A 17,045-nucleotide genomic window follows, 5' to 3' on the forward strand; every position below is an offset into this window, starting at 1 on the left:
GGGCTCGCGCGGCGCGCGACCCCCTTGCGGCCTAGCCGCGCCCGTCCACGGTCGGGCGCCAGACCAGCAGCCTCCGCTCCACCAATGTGACGCCAAAGTCGATCAGGATGACGAAGGCCGACAGCACGAACATGCCGGCGAACACGCCGGCGACGTCGAAGATGCCCTCGGCCTGCTGAATGAGATAGCCGAGCCCCGCCGCCGATCCCAGATATTCGCCGACGACCGCACCGACCACGGCAAAGCCCACGGATGTGTGCAGCGAGGAAAACATCCACGACAGCGCCGAGGGCCAATAGACGTGCTGCATCAGCTGCCGCTCGCTCATGCCGAGCATGCGGCCGTTGTCGAGCACGGTGCGGCTGACCTCCTTGACGCCCTGATAGACGTTGAAGAACACGATGAAGAACACCAACGTCACGCCAAGCGCGACCTTGGACCAGATGCCCAGCCCAAGCCACAGCGCGAAGATCGGCGCCAGCACCACCCGCGGCAGCGCGTTGACCATCTTGACGTAGGGATCGAACACCGCCGCGACCAGCGGCTGGCGCGCGAACCAGAAGCCGATCAGCACGCCGCCGGCCGATCCGATCACGAAGGCTAGGATCGATTCCGTCAGCGTGATGCCGAGGTGCTTCCAGATCACACCGGACGAGAACCATTTGACGATCTGGGCGAAGACATCGACCGGGTTGGAGAAGAAGAACGGCGGCAGCAGGATCTTGCCGAACACGGGCACGGTCGACAGCAATTGCCACAGCGCGAGGCAGACCACCGCGACCAGCACTTGCAGCGAAAGCAGCGTCACCCGCGACATCAGACCGCCTCCGCCGCTTGCGGGGACTGCGCATAGCCCTTCATGACCTCGTCCTTGAGCACGCTCCAGATCTCGCGATGAAGCGCATGGAACTCCTTGTCCAGCCGCACTTCAAAAATGTCGCGCGGGCGCGGCAGGCTCACGCGCCAGTCGCCGATGATGCGGGACGACGGGCCCGCCGACATGATCACGACGCGGTCGGCGAGCGCGATCGCCTCTTCCAGATCATGGGTGACGAACAGCACGGCCTTGCGGTCGGCGTTCCAGAGGTCGAGCAGCAGATTGCCCATCACCTGCCGGGTCTGTGCGTCCAGCGGCCCGAACGGCTCGTCCATCAGCAGGATCTTTGGATCGCGGATCAGCACCTGCGCCAGCGCCACGCGCTTGCGCTGGCCGCCCGAGAGCATGTGCGGATAGCGGTTGGCGAAGGCGCCCAAGCCGACCGAGGTCAGCCATTTCTGCGCCCGCGGCAGCGCCTCGCTGCGGGGCGTGCCGCTGACTTCGAGCCCGATCGCGACGTTGTCGAGCGCGGTCTTCCAGGGGAACAGCGCATCGGCCTGGAACAGATAACCGGCATCCCGATTCAGCCCGGCAAGCGGCTGGTCGAATATCCTCACGCTCCCGGCAGCCGGCTTCAGCAGCCCGGCCGCGACGTTGAGCAGCGTCGATTTCCCGCAGCCGGTCGGGCCGACGATGGCGACGAACTCGCCCTGCGCGACCGTCAGATGCGCCTTCTCCACCGCCGTATAGACCCGCCCGTCCCCCAGTTGGAACGCGACCTTGGCATCTTCCAGCGCCACTGCCGTAGGCGTTATCATGTGTTCCCTCCGAACTTGGCCCGATGCCTTAGCCGCTCGCGCGGCCAAGTTCAATCAAGCCGCCAAGCGTGGTATGCATGGGCGTTGTCATCCCCTCCCTTCCCCCTCCCTCCTTGGGGCGGGTCAGCGCAGTGAGCCCCGCCCGATGTCGTCCAGGCCGATGATCGGCTATGCCCACGTCACCAAGAGCTTCGGCGCGCTCAAGGCCGTGGACGATGTGTCACTCGACATCGCCGAAGGCGAGTTCGTGGCCGTCGTCGGCGGCTCGGGATCGGGCAAGACGACGCTGCTGCGGCTCGCCAACCGCCTGATCGAGGCGGATGGGGGCACGATCACGGTCGAGGGTGACGACGTGCAGTCCGTCGATCCGGTCGCGCTGCGGCGCCGCATCGGCTACGTCTTCCAGAGCGGCGGGCTGTTCCCGCATCTGAGCGTCGCCGACAATATCGGGATCACGCCGAAGCTGCTCGGCATCCCGGCGGCGGATATTGCAACGCGGGTCGATGAGTTGCTCGAGCTCGTGCAGCTCGACCGGGCCGCGCATCGCGGGCGGTTGCCGGACGCGCTCTCGGGCGGCCAGCGCCAGCGTGTCGGCGTGGCGCGGGCGCTTGCGGCAAGGCCCCGGATCGTGCTGATGGACGAGCCCTTCGGCGCGCTCGATCCGCTCACCCGCGATGCACTCGGCGAGGATTTTCGCGAGCTGCACCGCAAGCTCGGCCTGACCACCGTGATGATCACCCACGATATGACGGAAGCGATGCTGCTCGCCGACCGCATCGCGGTGATGGGCAGCGGGAAGCTGCTGGCGCAGGGCACGCCAGTGGAGCTCTCGAAAAGCAGCGACGCCTACGTGCTGGAGCTGCTGCGGACGCCGCGACGCCAGGTCGAACGATTGAACGCGTTGCTGCCACAGGGCGGTGCGGCATGAGCCTTTTCACCGATCCGCGCTGGGGCGAGGCGCTGGGGCATTTGCCCGACTATCTCGGCAACCACGTGCGGGTAAGTCTCGCCGCACTTGCGCTCGGCCTGATCGTCAGCCTGCCGCTGGCGATCCTGACGCGCAACCGTCCCACGCCGCGCGCTGTGCTGCTCGCGCTCGCCAGCATCGTACAGACGGTGCCCGGGCTGGCGCTGCTCGCGCTGTTCTATCCCCTCCTGCTGCTTGCGGCCTCCGTGACGCTGGCCTGGTTCGGCGTCTCGTTCTCCGCCTTCGGCTTCCTGCCGGCGATGCTGGCACTGGCGCTCTATTCGATGCTGCCGGTGCTGCGCAACGGCATCACCGGCCTCAACGGCATCGATCCCGCGCTGATCGAGGCTGCCAAGGGCGTCGGAATGACCGCACGGCAGTCGCTGGTGATGGTCGAACTGCCGCTCGCCCTTCCGGTGATGATGGCGGGAATCCGTACCGCCGCAGTGTGGGTGATCGGCACTGCGACGCTATCGACCCCGATCGGGCAGACCAGCCTCGGCAATTACATCTTTGCCGGGCTCCAGACCCAGAATTGGGTGTTCGTGCTGTTCGGCTGCTTTGCCTCTGCCCTGCTGGCGCTCGCCGTGGATCAACTGCTCGGCCTGATCGAGAGCGGCCTGCGCTGGCGCAGCCGCGGGCGTGCGGCGCTTGGCGCTGCCGGGATCGCGGCACTAGTCGCCGCAACATTGGTGCCGACGATGGGGCGCTCGTCACAAAGCTATGTCGTGGGCGCCAAGACGTTTGCCGAGCAGTATGTGCTGTCGGCGCTGATGCGGGATCGGCTGCAGGCGGCCGGTCTTTCCGCCGTCGCACGATCCGGTCTCGGCTCGAGCGTGATCTTCGAGGCGTTGAAGGCCGGCGATATCGATCTCTATGTCGATTATTCCGGCACGCTCTGGGCCAATCAGCTCCACCGCACCGACATCAAGCCGCGCGCCGAGCTGTTGGCGGAACTGAAAACAACGCTTGCGAAGGAGAACATCACCCTGCTCGGCGAGCTCGGCTTCGAGAACGCCTATGCGCTGGTGATCCCGAAGAAGCGGGCGGAGGCGCTTGGCATCCGCACCATCGCCGATCTCGCCGCGCATGCTTCGACCCTGTCGATCGCCGGCGACTATGAGTTCTTCTCGCGACCCGAATGGGCGGCGCTGCAAAAGGCCTATGGCCTCTCGTTCCGCGCCCAGCGCCAGATGCAGCCGGACTTCATGTATGCGGCGGTCGCCAGCGGTGAGGTCGATGTCATCGCGGGCTACACCAGCGACGGGCTGATCGCAAAATACGATCTGGTTGCGCTCGACGATCCCAGGCATGCGATCCCGCCCTACGATGCCATCCTGCTGCTGGCTCCGAAACGCGCCGGTGACGAGCGGCTGCGGGCCGCGCTGAAACCCCTGCTCGGCAAGATCGACATCGCGACCATGCGCGAAGCCAATTTACGCGCCGCCGGCAATGATGCGAATTCGTCGCCGGATGCGGTGGCGAGGTGGTTGTGGGAGAAGGTGGGTGGGCGGTAGGCCGTGCCATTCATTCGACGACGTTGGAGGGACGCTACAACCCGCGGATCGTCCCCGCATCGATCAGCAGCCGATTCAACCGGCGCGCCTCGGCCCCGTCCTTGCAACCGTAGAATATGCCCTTGCAGCGGAGCATGATTTCCTTCTGCTCGGCGAAGGACGGATCGAGCGGAATACCGGCGGCTTCCTGGATGACCAGCGGCAGATATGGGCCATCGACCGTGTCCATCACGGCCTCGCTCTTCACCGGCTCGAAATTGACGGCGTCGATCGCGTAGTAGGTCGCGTAGAGACGTGGGTCGTAGGCGTCGAGTTTTTTGCCGATTGCACCCTCGTCGAGCCCGGGCTCGAGGATAGCAGGCGCAAACTCGGGCTGATGATCGCCATAGCGCACGATCAGGAAGGGTTCGCCCGGAAATTTCTTCTTCAAGCTCGCGAGGAAAGCCTTGTATTGCTCGGCGCTCATCGCCTGCCGGCGCAGATATTCGTCGATGGACGGCACATTGCCCGGTGCGCGCCAGTTCGGCAGCAGGTCCGGGCGGAAGCGCGTTTCCCAGGGGAAATGATTGGCGCCGAGATAGATGAAGGTGAACAGCGGCTTGTTCGGCGTTCGCTCGCCCATCAGCCGGAGCGCCTTGTCGTAGAAGAAGCTATCCGGCTCGACATCCTTGGCGCCGAGATCCTTGGAGTCGAGGAAGCGTTCGATGCCGGTCGTCATCTGAAAGCTGCGCGCGGCCATGAAGCCGCCATTGGCGGGGTAGAGCGACATCGTGTCGTAGCCGCAGCGGCGCAGCGCCAGCGGCAGGCCGCGCTCGACACGGCCTGTTGCGATGCGCGTCACGAAATAGGCGAAGCGGCCGAATGAGCGCGACGACAACCCCGCGAGCACATTGTATTCGGTGAACCAGCTCGGTCCGCCATTGCTCTCGGCCAGGAACGCGCGCTCCCTGCCGTCCCAGGATTTGAAATGGCTGCCGTAGCCGGCCGGCACCTTGATGCCCTGCGCGGCGCGGATGTCGAAGCTCGATTCATCATGGACCATGATGATGTTCGGCCGCCGGCCGGCGGGATGGCAGGCATCGACCAGCGGCATGTTGAGCCGTTCGTTGGTCGAAGCAGCCGACTCCATGAAGCCGTATTGCGCGAAGTCGGAGACCGCGCTGACGCCGGAGCGGAAGAACTTCGAGAGGTAGCCGTCGTCGTAATAGCCGCGCCAGGCCTCGTCCGGATGATAGAGCGAATAGCCGACCAGCGCGGCAAGGCAGGCGAGCTTGCAGGCAAGCGCCGGCAGCCTACGGATGCGGAATGGGTCGAGCCACCACAGCGCATACATCAGCGGTAGCGTGATGAGCCCGGCCCCGATCACCGACCAGCGCAAATTCGGAAAGATCGTGAACAGGAACGCGACCGTGTCGCGGTCGATCATCATCAGGTCGATGAAGTTGACCGTCATCTGCACGACGTCGTGCTTCAGCCGCGACAGCAGCACCAGCACCACGACCATGGTCAGCGACAGCGCACTCGAGAGCGCCGGCCGCCGCAGCAGCGCGATCCAGAAGAAGTTGAGGATGCCCCAGGCCAGCACGAAGGAGAGGCGTGCGCCGAAATCCGTCTCGGTCTCGTACATCAGGACGAGCGCTGCGAGATGTGGCGCTGCAACCGCGAGCAGCCGCCAGATACCGAGTGCGGCGACGCTCGCCAGCACGGCGGTCGTGGCAGAAGGACCTGGATTGGGCGCGGACGCCATCGACGACACGCAACTGCTGGTCCGGCAAGGCGATGCCGAGCCGGCTGACCGGGCCTGCGGCGTTCGGCGCAGCCGGAAGGCCTGCACCGTGTCATAAAACTGTAATTGAACGGTCACGGACAAGCAACGCGTGTCGCGATCCGACCTTCGCTTAATGTTAGCGGAAGCCCATCGGTCTCCGTGCCCAATTCGTCCCGCCAGAGCAATCCCGCAGTGCAGAACCGACTTGCCGTCTACTCGAGGCCCTCGACGCTGACCAGGCGGGCAGAACTGCAAGCATCCCGGACCGCTTTGAGTCCCTGGTAGGTCGCGCCTGTGTAGAACGCCTCCCAGGCTGCGACGGATGGGAATTCCAGCAGAACGATCCTGCGGGGCTGCCAGTCTCCCTCGTAGACCTTGTGGGCGCCCCCTCGCGCCAGATATCTGGCTCCAGCGGCCTCCAGGGCGGGCTTCACGCCCAACATAAAGCTTTGGTACTGCTGCAAGTCCCTGATCTCGACGTCGAAAATCACATAAGCCGGCATCTCAAGACGCTCCCACGATCGGAAATCGATCACCTGTCTGGCAATGGTCTCACCTCAGAGGCTCAGCCCTGCGGCAGCAGCCCGAGCCGCTTGGCGATGATGCGGTCGACCACACGCTTGGGCAGCGTGGCCGTCATCAAATGCCGCATCCGGTCCGGCGTGATCTGGTAGCGAACCTTGGGCCTCTCGGCGGTGAGCGCCTCGAAAACGACCTCGGCGATCCGCTCGGCCGGCAGCCCGGTCTCGCCGAGCTTCATCATGAACGCCAGGACCTTGTTCAGCGCCGGCAGATAAGGCGAGTTCTGGTAAACTGACAGATCGATCTGCTCGGCCTTGCCCCAGATCGGCGTCTTGACAGCGCCGGGGGCGACGATGATGACGTCGATGCCAAACAGCATCAATTCGCGGCGCAAGCTCTCCGACAGGCCTTCGATGGCATGCTTGGAGGAGCAGTATGGCGCCAACAACGGATTACCGTTCTTGCCCGCGACCGAGCTGATCATCACGATCCGTCCCTTGGGCCCCTTCAGCGACGGATCGGCGCCGAGCAGAGGCCCGAACGCCTGCGTCGCGATGACGGGGCCGATGACGTTGATGTCCATCTGGCGCCGAAAATCATCGGCCGACAGCTCGAGCACGGGACCGGCGACCGCGACACCGGCGTTGTTGACGAGACCGGCCAGCGTCTCGCCGCCAAGCGCCTCGCGGACTTTTCGCGCAGCAGCGAGCACCGCCGCCTCGTCGGTGACGTCGAACAGCAGCGGCGTGAAGTTCGCACCGAACTCACCCATGAGCCGATCCGCATCGGCCTGCTTGCGGACGCTGCCGAAAACACGGTAGCCGCGCCCGACCAGAAATTTCGCAATGGCCCAGCCGATGCCGGTGGACGCGCCGGTGACGACGACGGATCGCATGGTCTTCCCCCCAAGAGCTCCCGCGATCATGCAGGGGAAAGGTGCCGGGGCGCAATGCCGTCCACCGCTCAAGGAGACGCCGCCGATGTCAGTTCTTAAGGTGAAGCGAGCCGCGAACGTCGCGACGTGAGATCGGTTGCATCATGAAGATGTGGATGAAGAGCCGAATCCTTGACCCTGAAGACGCTCAGCTTTTGAGGGTCAGGAGCTTCTGAAAAATTCCGAAAAACAACGCAAGACCAAGAATGTGGTTTAAGCGTCAGTTCTTCGTGCTCAGGGAGCACTTCAGCTCGCGAAGAATTTGAATGAAGCAGCAAAGCTTCGCGCGAAACGAAAAGAGCGAGACCGCTGGCTGCGATCTCGCCCGAATATAGTCGCGAAGATTTAAGAATTGGTTTGGCGGGCGAAGCTTGTGTTTTTAGCTGGCGTGTCCGGATGCGGCGTAACCGAGATGCCGCATCCGAACGACCGCGACTTAGTTCTTCGACTTGTCGACCAGCGCGCCCTTCTTGATCCAGGGCATCATGTCGCGCAGCTTGGCGCCGACTTCCTCGATCGGGTGCTCGGCGAGCTTGGCGCGGGTCGCCTTGAACGAGGTCTGGTTGACCTTGTTCTCGAGCATCCAGTCGCGGGCGAACTTGCCGGACTGGATGTCGTTCAGAACCCGCTTCATCTCCTTCTTGGTCTCGTCGGTGACGATGCGCGGACCAGTGACGTACTCGCCATATTCCGCGGTGTTGGAGATCGAGTAGTTCATGTTGGCGATGCCGCCTTCATAGATCAGGTCGACGATCAGCTTCACCTCGTGCAGGCACTCGAAATAGGCCATCTCCGGGGCGTAGCCGGCTTCGACCAGGGTCTCGTAGCCGCCCTTGATCAGTTCGACCAGGCCGCCGCAGAGCACGACCTGCTCACCGAACAGGTCGGTCTCGCATTCTTCCTTGAAGGTGGTCTCGATGATGCCGGCACGGCCGCCGCCGACCGCGGAGGCGTAGGACAGGCCGAGGTCGTGGGCGTTGCCCGAGACGTCCTTTGCGATCGCGATCAGGCAGGGCACGCCGCCGCCGCGCTGGTATTCGGAACGAACAGTGTGGCCGGGGCCCTTCGGCGCGATCATGAGAACGTCGAGATCGGCGCGCGGGTCGAGCAGGTTGAAGTGGACGTTGAGACCGTGCGCGAAGACGAGGGCGGCGCCCTTCTTCATGTTGTCGTGCAGGTGCTCGCGGTAGATGTCGCCCTGGAGCTCGTCCGGGGTCAGCATCATGACGAGGTCGGCCCATTTGGCGGCCTCGGCCACTTCCATCACCTTGAAGCCGGCAGCTTCCGCCTTCTTGGCCGAGGCCGAACCCTTGCGGAGCGCAATCGCCACGTCCTTGACGCCGGAATCCTTCAGGTTCAGCGCATGGGCGTGGCCCTGGCTGCCATAGCCGACGATGACGACCTTCTTGCCCTTGATCAGGTTCAGGTCGGCGTCGCGATCGTAATAAACACGCATGGTCGTTTCCTCGTTCAGGGGGCCGGAATCGGCCGTTGGTCAGGTCTTGTCAGTCAGGTCTCGGACGGTGAAATTTGCGGATTTCGGGGGCTGTCTAGAGCATTTTCGGTCCCCTGGGAAACCCGTTTCTGCATGGAAAGCCGGGGCATCATGCATCCATGACCACGGGATAGAGGGACGCCAGCAGCAGGATGGCCATCAGGATGTTGAAGGCGCGGACCAGCCGCTCGGAGGTCAGCACCGGCCGTAGTGCAGTGCCGAACAGGACCCAGACCACGGTCGAGACCGCGCCGACGAGTAGGCTGACCAGGGTCTGGATCGCGATATTGATGGGGAATTGGGCAATCGCCGCGTAGGCGGTGATTGTGCCGATCACGATCACCCAGCCCTTGGCGTTGATCCACTGGAACATCGCCGCGCCCCAGAAGGTCATCGGGCCGCGGCCGGTCTCACCATCAGGCGTGGTCGGGCCGGACAAAGCAATCACGGCGGCAAGATAAATCAGATAGGCCGCGCCGGCATATTTCAGAATGGTCTGCAGGATCGGATAGGCCAGAAACACTGTGCCGAGCCCGAGGCCGACCGCTGCAATCATGAAGGCGAAGCCGATGACGACGCCGACGATGTGGGGAATCGTGCGACGGAAGCCATAAGTCAGCCCGGAGGACAGCAACATGATGTTGTTCGGCCCAGGCGTGAAATACATCACGGCCATGAAGGCGAGGAAGGCATACAGCAGCGACTGGGACATGCTCACCTCACGCGGCCTTCGGCTATGGTTCTCTGGGATACCGCCTCGGGGCGCTTCGCCAGCACCATCACCGCGATACCGCCGATCACGGTCAGCATGCCGGCGAGGCGCAGCGGACCGAACTGCTCGCCGAACACGATGCTGGACGCGGCCGAGCCGACGAACGGCACCAGCAGCGCGAACGGCACCACTTGCGCGGTGGGATAGTCACGCAGCAGCCGGCCCCACAGCCAATAGGCGATACTGGTGGAGATGCCGCCGATCACCAGCAGGCAAATGAGGCCAGTGAGCGACATGTGAATCAGCGACTGCCAGGTCGGCGTTGGTCCGTTGACGACCAGCGTGAGCGCGAACAGCGGCACCGCGGTGGCGAGGCACAACCAGGCGAACAGATCGAACATCGGCACGCCGCGGGCGCCCCGCAGCAAGATATTGCCAGCCGCAAAGCTGACCGGCGCGATCATCAGCACGGCGAAGGCACCGACGCTGAAATCATAGCCCACCGTGCCGCAGATCATCAAAAGGCCAACGGCTGCGATGACGATGCCCAGCGTCTGCACCGGCGTCGGCCGCTCGCCGAATGCGATCGCGGCAAAGCCGATCGTGAACAGCGCCTGGCTCTGCACGACGACGCTGGTCAACCCCACCGGCACGCCATGGGCGATGCCATAGGCTTGGCTCAGAAACTGGCCGAGAAAGAGCGTGAAGCTGATCGCGATCAGGAGCGACCATGCAACTTTCGGCTTGCGAATGAACAGGCACGGGACCGAGGCAATGATGAAGCGCATCGCCGTCATCAGCTCCGGCGAAAATTCGTCGAGCGCGATCCGGCTCGCCACGAAGGCAAGCCCCCAGATGATCGCCACCAGGATGGCGATGAGGATGTCGGCCGGCTTCATCCCAAACTCCTAACCTCTCCCGCTTGCGGGAGAGGTCGCGCCGAAGGCGCGGGTGAGGGTTCTCCCCTCTTGGGGCTTCGCGCTTGCGGAGACACCCTCTCCCCAGCCCTCCCCCGCAAGCGGGGGAGGGAGCGCAGCTACATCGTAGTTGCAGTTTGCTCTCACGGCTTTAGCCTTGCTCGCCGGCCGTTACGTGGAAGAATTGGGTTTCCGCAGCAGATAAGTGCCGTGCATCGGGGCGTGGTAATCGGCCGAGACCAGCGTGAAGCCGACGTCGGTCAACATCCGCTCCATGACCCAGCCAAAAGTGGAATACTCGTCGCGCATGTGGGTGACGACGCTTTCACGCGGGACATCGTGGTTCTTGATCTCAAAGTCGGCCCATTGATCGACGTCGCGCTCGACGGCATCGGGCATCGAGGCGTAGACGATGTCGCGCAAATAGAAGGTGGCACCAGGCTTGAGCGCGCGATAGATCCGCGACATCGCCACCGCCTTCCAGAAATCCGGCAGATGGTGCAGCGTGAACTCGCTGACGATCAGGTCATAGGACTCCGGGCGGTAGGCGAAGCTGAGCAGGCCGGCGGACTGCGTGCGTACGGGCGCCTTGCGGTCGCGCGCGTAGATCTCGGCGAGCGCCAGCATCGCGGGCGAGATGTCGATAGCGTCGACCTCGGCGCCCATCAGCGCGGCCTCGGTCGCGAGCACGCCGTTGCCGCAACCGATGTCGGCGATGCGCCAGCCGCGCTGGACGCCGAGCATCTTCAGGGCGGCGCGCGCCCTTAGATCGGCATCGTCATGACTGTCGTAGATCGAGGCCACTGCAGGCCCGATCCCCATCCGGTTCCGCTCGTTGTAATACCAGTCGCGCGCCAGCATGGCTCACATTCCTTCAGGCCCGCGGCCAATCGCGGCAACACCGGTGCGCGACACTTCGACGAGGCCAAGCGGACGCATCAGGTCGATAAACTGATTGATCTTGTCGGTATTGCCTGTGATCTCGAACACAAAGCTCTCGGTGGTGGCGTCGATCACGCGGGCGCGGAACGCGTCCGCCAGCCGCAGCGCCTCGACGCGATGCTCGCCCTGCCCGCGTACCTTGACCATCGCCAGCTCGCGCTCGATCGAGCGCTTGGTCAGCGTCATGTCGACGACGCGATAGACCGGGATCATGCGGTCGAGCTGATGCTTGATCTGCTCGATCACCATCGGCGTACCCGTGGTGACGATGGTGATGCGCGAGAGATGCTTCTGGCTCTCGGTCTCCGAGACCGTGAGGCTCTCGATGTTGTAGCCGCGCCCGGAGAACAGGCCGATGACGCGCGCAAGCACGCCGGGCTCGTTCTGCACGAGCACCGAAAGCGTGTGCGTCTCGTTCGGGTCGTGGCGCTCCTCGATGAAATAGGCGGATGCGGGCTGGTTCATTGTCGTCCCCTTCATTCTCGTCGTTACGCCGTCGCCCGATGAGCGACCGGCGCCTCCGTTCCGACCCAACCGCGGAACAGATCGAAATCGATATTGCCGCCGGACAGCACGAGACCGACGCGCTTGCCCGACAATCTTTTCTTTTCCTGAATCGCCGCAGCGAGCGCGGCGGCGCCGGCGCCTTCGGCGAGATTGTGCGTGTCGGTCCAGAGCGCACGGATCGCGAGCGCGATCTCATCGTCCGTCACCTGGACGATACGCGAGGCGCCTTTACGGATGATGGCGAGCGCTTCCGGATCGGGAATCCGCGTCGCCATGCCGTCCGCGAGCGTGTTGCTGGTCTCGGTGGTCACGACGTGACCCGCGGCGAAAGACAGCGCGTAGGACGGCGCCTCGGTCGATTGCACGCCGACGATCTCGGTCTTCAGGCCGAGAAGATCGCGTGCCATGATGCAGCCGCAGATGCCCGAGCCCTGCCCGATCGGCACATAGAGGATGTCGAGATCGGGCGCGGCCCGGAACAATTCGAGCGCATAGGACGCCACGCCCAGCACCAGGTCCGTATGGAACGACGGCACCATGTGCAGCCCGGCGAACTGTGCGTGGCGGCCGGCTTCCTCGCGTGCGGCCTGAAAGTCCTCGCCATGCTCAACGAGCTCGGCGCCGAACGCCTTCATCGCGCGGTTCTTCTCGACCGAATTGCCGCGCGGCACATAGATCACGGCAGGCACGCCGTGGCGACTCGCCGCAAAGGCAAGGCTCTGACCGTGATTGCCGCGCGTCGCCGAGATGATGCCCGGAATGTTCGGCCGCTCGCGCTTCAGCCGTTCGAGGTAGACCAGCCCGCCGCGCACCTTGAAGGCGCCCGTCGGCGTGTGGTTCTCGTGCTTGACCACGACCTGCGCGCCGAGCCGCAGGCAGAGCAGCGGCCAGGCGTGCGCCGGCGTTGCCGGCACCGCCTGCCGCACGATCGCATGTGCGCGTTCGAGCTCCTTCAGGTCGAACATGTCACCTTCTCATCAATCCATCTCTCGCGACTGTCATCCCCGCGAAGGCGGGGATCCAGTATTCCAGAGGCCCCTGAGAGCGATCGACAGGCCGCGGCGTACTGGATCGCCCGGTCAAGCCGGGCGACGACAGCGGCGTTTGTGACCATCACGCTCACACCAGCGCCTTGCCGCCGGCGAACGCCTTTGCGGTGGCTTCGTCGTTCGCCTGCTCCGGCAACAGCATCTCGTTGTGCGCCTTGCCGGAGGGGATCATCGGGAAACAATTTTCCAGCGACGCGACACGGCAGTCGAACAGCACCGGGCGCTTGACCGAGATCATCTCCTGGATGGCACCGTCGAGATCGCCGGGCTTGTGCACCTGGAAGCCGACGCCGCCGTAGGCTTCCGCAAGCTTGACAAAGTCCGGCATCGCCTCCGAGTAGGAATGCGACAGGCGGTTGCCATGGAGCAACTGCTGCCACTGCCGCACCATGCCCATGTACTGGTTGTTCAGGATGAAGATCTTGATCGGCAGCTCGTACTGCACCGCCGTCGACATCTCCTGCATCGTCATCTGCACCGAGGCATCGCCCGCGATGTCGATGACGAGGCTGTCGGGATGGGCCACCTGCACGCCGACCGCGGCCGGCAGGCCGTAGCCCATGGTGCCGAGACCGCCCGAGGTCATCCAGCGATGCGGCTCCTCGAAGCCGTAGAACTGCGCGGCCCACATCTGATGCTGGCCGACCTCGGTGGTGATGTAGGTGTCCTTGCCGCGCGTCGCCTCGAACAGGCTCTGGATCGCGTGCTGCGGCAGGATGACGTCATTGCTCTTCCTGTAATAGAGCGAGTTGCGGGCGCGCCACTGCGCGATCTGCTGCCACCAGGCCTTGATGTCGGGCTTCTTCGCCTCCGCCTTGAACACCTGGAGAATGTCGCCGAGGATGTTGCCGCAGTCGCCGATGATCGGCACGTCGACGCGGATGTTCTTGTTGATCGAGGACGGGTCGATGTCGATGTGGATCTTCTTCGAGCCCGGCGAGAACGCGTCGACGCGGCCGGTGATACGGTCGTCGAAGCGCGCGCCGACGCACAGCATGACGTCGCAATCATGCATGGTCATGTTGGCTTCGTAGGTGCCGTGCATGCCGAGCATGCCGAGCCAGCTCTTGCCCGACGCGGGATATGCGCCGAGGCCCATCAGCGTGGAGGTGATCGGAAAGCCGGTGACCTCGACCAGTTCGCGCAGCAGTCTGGTCGCCTCGGGGCCGGAATTGATCACGCCGCCGCCGCTGTAGATCACGGGACGCTTGGCGCCTGCGAGCAGCGCCACGGCCTTGCGGATCTGCGTCGCATCGCCCTTCACCCGCGGCGCGTAGGAGCGATGCACGTCGGACTTGCGCGGTGGATGATAGGTGCCGGTCGCGAACTGCACGTCCTTGGGCACGTCGACGAGCACCGGGCCCGGTCGACCCGTGGTCGCAACGTAAAACGCCTCGTGCAGCACCTTTGCAAGATCGTTGACGTCGCGCACCAGCCAATTGTGTTTGGTGCAGGGGCGCGTGATGCCGACAGTGTCGCATTCCTGGAACGCATCGTTGCCGATGAGATGCGTCGGCACCTGGCCGGAGATGCAGACCAGCGGGATCGAGTCCATCAGCGCGTCGGTGAGCGGCGTCACCATGTTGGTGGCGCCGGGACCGGAGGTCACCAGTGCAACGCCGGGCCGGCCGGTCGAACGCGCATAGCCCTCGGCGGCGTGGCCCGCGCCCTGCTCATGCCGGACCAGGATGTGCTGGACCTCGCTCTGCTGGAAGATCTCGTCGTAGATCGGGAGCACCGCACCGCCGGGATAGCCGAAAATGTCGGTCACGCCATGATCGATGAGCGCGCGGACGATCATCGCGGCGCCGGTCATCTGGTTCGGATCGTGGCTCTTGTCGCTCATTGGCTTGCTCCGGATGCGCTGTTGTCAGCGGCTTCGTTCGTGTCGGGTTTTCGGAAATAAAAAAGGCCCCGAAGAGGGCCCCATGCACACCGCCTGTCATGTGGATGGCAGCTAGCCACCCCCGGCGGTGTGCCTGGGTACGACGGCGATAAGGAGTTTGGTAATAATGTTACGCATGGCAGGTGCCCGGCTTCCCAAAGGTTGCGCGAAACATAGCGGCCAATGCCCCGATGTCAAGGCAATGCGGCCGTTCCCGCGCGATTTTGGCAGTGTAGCGGCGTTCCCGGAATTGGGCGAGAGGTAAATTCGGCAGCCGAGGCACAAAAGCGTGTCAACCGGGGTCCCGGGCAGCGTTCACGGCCGCCGCCAGCCAGCCCCGAATCTCTTCCGGCTTCACCCACTCGAATTCGGGCAATTGGTGCCGGAACCAGGTGAACTGCCGCTTGGCATAATGGCGGGTGTCGGCCCGGCCAATGGTAGCCGCCTGCTCCAGGCTGAGCTCACCGCGCAGATGCCGGATCAGCGCCGGCACACCATGAGCCTTCATGGCCGGCAACAGCGGATCGAGGTTGCGGGCGGCGAGACGCTCGACCTCCTCCAGCGCGCCGGCCCCCAACATGACGTCGAAGCGGGCGTCGATGCGCGCATAGAGCTCGTCGCGCTCGGGCGCGAGGAACACCGCGCGAAAACTGTCCCTGGGCAAGAGCGGCGGCTGGCCCTCATGGTGCCAGTCCAGCAGCGACCGGCCGGTGGCTTCGAGCACTTCCAGCGCGCGCGCAATGCGCGTGCGATCGCGCAGGTTCAATCGCTCGGCCGCCCGCGGATCGGAGGCTGCGAGTTCCGCGTGCAGCGCTTCGACGCCGTTCCGCTCCAGCCGCGCCCGGACGTCCTCGCGCACCTCGACAGGGATCGGCGGCACCATTGAAAGGCCCGCCGTCAGCGCCTTGAAGTACAGCCCGGTCCCGCCGATGAAGATCGGCAGGCGGCCCTCCGCTTGCGCCTCTTCGAGCGCCCTCGCCGCGTCACTCACCCAGGCACCAGCCGAAAAATTCACGGCCGCGTCGACATGGCCGTACAGGCGATGAGGCACCTGCGCTTCGTCGCCAAGGGTGGGGCGCGCGGTGATGATGCGGAGGTCGCGGTAGACCTGCATGGAATCGGCATTGATCACGACCCCGCCCGCAGCGAGCGCAAGCTCGAGCGCCAGCGCCGACTTGCCGCTGGCGGTCGGGCCTGCGATAAGCACCGCCTTGCCAACATGCCTTCTGCCGATTTGCCCCTCGCTCACGAAAACCTCAAATGTCCCTCGTCGCCACGCTGATCTGCAACCCGAATAGTCCCGCGCTCGACTCGACCATCGTCGACGGCGCCCGCGCCGTGCTGCCTCAGGCAGCTCCGGCGCACTGGCTGTTCGACGGGGTTGCAGTCGATATCCCCTTCGGTGCCGACAGTAACCTCGAAGGCGACCGTCACGCCATCGAGCAGCGACTTCGCGAGATTCGAGGCGACCTGCCCATCGATATCGTCGTGCAGCCAGTCGGCTTCCGGCGCAAGAAGCTTTTTCTCGCCGACATGGATTCCACCATGATCGGTCAGGAATGCATCGACGAACTCGCCGATTTCGTCGGGGTGAAGGCCCATGTGGCAGCCATCACCGAGCGCGCGATGCGCGGCGAGGTCGAGTTCGAGCCGGCGCTGCGCGAGCGCGTCGCGCTGCTCAAGGACCTCCCCGCCAGTGCGGTCAACGAGGTGCTGGCCAAGCGCATTACGCTGACGCCGGGTGGCCGCGAACTGGTCGCGACCATGCGCGCCCATGGCGCCTATGCCTGTCTCGTGTCCGGCGGCTTTACGCTGTTCACCAGCGCGGTCGCCACCAGGATCGGTTTCCAGGAGAACCGCGCCAACGAGCTCGTCGTCCGCGACGGCAAGTTTACCGGCGAGGTGAAGGAGCCGATCTTGGGGCGCGCGGCAAAGCTCGCGACGCTGGTGGATCTAATGGAGTCGTTCGATCTCGACGACGTGGACTCGCTGGCGGTTGGCGACGGCGCCAATGATCTCGCGATGATCCAGGCGGCGGGCCTGGGCGTGGCGTATCATGCGAAGCCTGCGGTGGCCGCGGCTGCGGCGGCCCGGATCGATCATGGCGACCTCACCGCGCTCCTGTACGCGCAGGGGTATCGGCGGGAGGAATTCGTGGAGGCGTAGTCTCCTCTCCGCTGTCATCACCCGCGAAA

Annotated in this window: 16 protein-coding genes; 3 read left to right on the forward strand and 13 right to left on the reverse strand. The window is 64.6% G+C overall.

The features are described 5' to 3' along the window. Window positions 1–31 precede the first annotated feature (31 nt). Both BRA471DRAFT_RS27560 and BRA471DRAFT_RS27565 read right to left on the reverse strand, forming a co-directional pair. The gene (locus BRA471DRAFT_RS27560; protein ID WP_007613304.1) at window positions 32–817 is read right to left on the reverse strand and encodes an ABC transporter permease; all 786 of its coding nucleotides are present in this window, start codon (window positions 815–817) and stop codon (window positions 32–34) included. Beyond that, entirely contained in the window at window positions 817–1,635 is an 819-nt protein-coding gene (locus BRA471DRAFT_RS27565) for an ABC transporter ATP-binding protein (RefSeq protein ID WP_007613309.1), read from the reverse strand. Before BRA471DRAFT_RS27565 ends, BRA471DRAFT_RS27560 begins: the two co-directional genes overlap by 1 nt. 145 nt (window positions 1,636–1,780) lie before the next feature. Here BRA471DRAFT_RS27565 and BRA471DRAFT_RS27570 point away from each other — a divergent pair, with 145 nt between their 5' ends. Together BRA471DRAFT_RS27570 and BRA471DRAFT_RS27575 are read left to right on the forward strand one after the other, a co-directional pair. Then, window positions 1,781–2,563, forward strand: a complete 783-nt coding sequence (locus tag BRA471DRAFT_RS27570) for an ABC transporter ATP-binding protein (RefSeq protein ID WP_007613319.1) — start codon at window positions 1,781–1,783, stop codon at window positions 2,561–2,563. Next, entirely contained in the window at window positions 2,560–4,119 is a 1,560-nt protein-coding gene (locus BRA471DRAFT_RS27575) for a glycine betaine ABC transporter substrate-binding protein (protein WP_007613320.1), read from the forward strand. Before BRA471DRAFT_RS27570 ends, BRA471DRAFT_RS27575 begins: the two co-directional genes overlap by 4 nt. Window positions 4,120–4,153: 34 nt before the next feature. Here the strand turns inward: BRA471DRAFT_RS27575 and BRA471DRAFT_RS27580 are convergent, their stop codons facing one another. From BRA471DRAFT_RS27580 to miaA, 11 genes are all read right to left on the reverse strand, one after another. Next, on the reverse strand, window positions 4,154–5,866 hold the full coding sequence (locus BRA471DRAFT_RS27580) for a sulfatase-like hydrolase/transferase (protein ID WP_007613321.1): 1,713 nt from the start codon (window positions 5,864–5,866) through the stop codon (window positions 4,154–4,156). Window positions 5,867–6,099: 233 nt separating this feature from the next. Continuing rightward, window positions 6,100–6,390: a DUF1330 domain-containing protein gene (locus BRA471DRAFT_RS27585; protein ID WP_007613322.1), complete on the reverse strand. Its 291-nt coding sequence runs from the start codon at window positions 6,388–6,390 to the stop codon at window positions 6,100–6,102. Between the two features lie 62 nt (window positions 6,391–6,452). Continuing rightward, window positions 6,453–7,304 carry an SDR family oxidoreductase gene (locus BRA471DRAFT_RS27590; RefSeq protein ID WP_007613323.1) on the reverse strand — a complete coding sequence of 284 codons (852 nt, stop codon included), beginning with the start codon at window positions 7,302–7,304 and terminating at the stop codon, window positions 6,453–6,455. 475 nt (window positions 7,305–7,779) lie between these two features. Next, window positions 7,780–8,799 (reverse strand): ketol-acid reductoisomerase, encoded by a 1,020-nt coding sequence (gene ilvC / locus BRA471DRAFT_RS27595; protein WP_007600992.1) that lies wholly within the window; start codon window positions 8,797–8,799, stop codon window positions 7,780–7,782. 148 nt (window positions 8,800–8,947) lie between these two features. Continuing rightward, the gene (locus BRA471DRAFT_RS27600; RefSeq protein WP_007613326.1) at window positions 8,948–9,550 is read right to left on the reverse strand and encodes a LysE family translocator; all 603 of its coding nucleotides are present in this window, start codon (window positions 9,548–9,550) and stop codon (window positions 8,948–8,950) included. Between the two features lie 2 nt (window positions 9,551–9,552). Continuing rightward, complete coding sequence (locus BRA471DRAFT_RS27605; protein ID WP_007613333.1) at window positions 9,553–10,449, reverse strand: EamA family transporter; 897 nt, start codon at window positions 10,447–10,449, stop codon at window positions 9,553–9,555. Window positions 10,450–10,638: 189 nt separating this feature from the next. Continuing rightward, window positions 10,639–11,328 carry a class I SAM-dependent methyltransferase gene (locus tag BRA471DRAFT_RS27610; protein WP_007613338.1) on the reverse strand — a complete coding sequence of 230 codons (690 nt, stop codon included), beginning with the start codon at window positions 11,326–11,328 and terminating at the stop codon, window positions 10,639–10,641. Window positions 11,329–11,331: 3 nt separating this feature from the next. Further along, window positions 11,332–11,874, reverse strand: a complete 543-nt coding sequence (ilvN, locus tag BRA471DRAFT_RS27615) for an acetolactate synthase small subunit (protein ID WP_007613340.1) — start codon at window positions 11,872–11,874, stop codon at window positions 11,332–11,334. A gap of 23 nt (window positions 11,875–11,897) precedes the next feature. Continuing rightward, a complete protein-coding gene (locus tag BRA471DRAFT_RS27620) occupies window positions 11,898–12,881 on the reverse strand; it encodes a threonine dehydratase (protein ID WP_007613343.1) in 984 nt (327 codons plus the stop codon). A 154-nt stretch (window positions 12,882–13,035) separates the two neighbouring features. Next, on the reverse strand, window positions 13,036–14,811 hold the full coding sequence (locus BRA471DRAFT_RS27625) for an acetolactate synthase 3 large subunit (RefSeq protein ID WP_007613345.1): 1,776 nt from the start codon (window positions 14,809–14,811) through the stop codon (window positions 13,036–13,038). A 331-nt stretch (window positions 14,812–15,142) separates the two neighbouring features. After that, a complete protein-coding gene (miaA, locus tag BRA471DRAFT_RS27630; protein WP_007613347.1) occupies window positions 15,143–16,099 on the reverse strand; it encodes a tRNA (adenosine(37)-N6)-dimethylallyltransferase MiaA in 957 nt (318 codons plus the stop codon). A gap of 11 nt (window positions 16,100–16,110) precedes the next feature. Here miaA and serB point away from each other — a divergent pair, with 11 nt between their 5' ends. Continuing rightward, window positions 16,111–17,016, forward strand: a complete 906-nt coding sequence (gene serB / locus BRA471DRAFT_RS27635) for a phosphoserine phosphatase SerB (protein WP_007613348.1) — start codon at window positions 16,111–16,113, stop codon at window positions 17,014–17,016. Window positions 17,017–17,045 lie beyond the last annotated feature (29 nt).

It is taken from the genome of Bradyrhizobium sp. WSM471 (assembly GCF_000244915.1).
Lineage (GTDB): Bacteria > Pseudomonadota > Alphaproteobacteria > Rhizobiales > Xanthobacteraceae > Bradyrhizobium.

Bases quoted from the DNA above. Each gene is read 5' to 3' on its own strand.
- BRA471DRAFT_RS27560 (WP_007613304.1), bottom strand. From the start codon at position 817: ATGTCGCGGGTGACGCTGCTTTCGCTGCAAGTGCTGGTCGCGGTGGTC.
- BRA471DRAFT_RS27565 (WP_007613309.1), bottom strand. From the start codon at position 1,635: ATGATAACGCCTACGGCAGTGGCGCTGGAAGATGCCAAGGTCGCGTTC.
- BRA471DRAFT_RS27570 (WP_007613319.1), top strand. From the start codon at position 1,781: ATGTCGTCCAGGCCGATGATCGGCTATGCCCACGTCACCAAGAGCTTC.
- BRA471DRAFT_RS27575 (WP_007613320.1), top strand. From the start codon at position 2,560: ATGAGCCTTTTCACCGATCCGCGCTGGGGCGAGGCGCTGGGGCATTTG.
- BRA471DRAFT_RS27580 (WP_007613321.1), bottom strand. From the start codon at position 5,866: ATGGCGTCCGCGCCCAATCCAGGTCCTTCTGCCACGACCGCCGTGCTG.
- BRA471DRAFT_RS27585 (WP_007613322.1), bottom strand. From the start codon at position 6,390: ATGCCGGCTTATGTGATTTTCGACGTCGAGATCAGGGACTTGCAGCAG.
- BRA471DRAFT_RS27590 (WP_007613323.1), bottom strand. From the start codon at position 7,304: ATGCGATCCGTCGTCGTCACCGGCGCGTCCACCGGCATCGGCTGGGCC.
- ilvC (WP_007600992.1), bottom strand. From the start codon at position 8,799: ATGCGTGTTTATTACGATCGCGACGCCGACCTGAACCTGATCAAGGGC.
- BRA471DRAFT_RS27600 (WP_007613326.1), bottom strand. From the start codon at position 9,550: ATGTCCCAGTCGCTGCTGTATGCCTTCCTCGCCTTCATGGCCGTGATG.
- BRA471DRAFT_RS27605 (WP_007613333.1), bottom strand. From the start codon at position 10,449: ATGAAGCCGGCCGACATCCTCATCGCCATCCTGGTGGCGATCATCTGG.
- BRA471DRAFT_RS27610 (WP_007613338.1), bottom strand. From the start codon at position 11,328: ATGCTGGCGCGCGACTGGTATTACAACGAGCGGAACCGGATGGGGATC.
- ilvN (WP_007613340.1), bottom strand. From the start codon at position 11,874: ATGAACCAGCCCGCATCCGCCTATTTCATCGAGGAGCGCCACGACCCG.
- BRA471DRAFT_RS27620 (WP_007613343.1), bottom strand. From the start codon at position 12,881: ATGTTCGACCTGAAGGAGCTCGAACGCGCACATGCGATCGTGCGGCAG.
- BRA471DRAFT_RS27625 (WP_007613345.1), bottom strand. From the start codon at position 14,811: ATGAGCGACAAGAGCCACGATCCGAACCAGATGACCGGCGCCGCGATG.
- serB (WP_007613348.1), top strand. From the start codon at position 16,111: ATGTCCCTCGTCGCCACGCTGATCTGCAACCCGAATAGTCCCGCGCTC.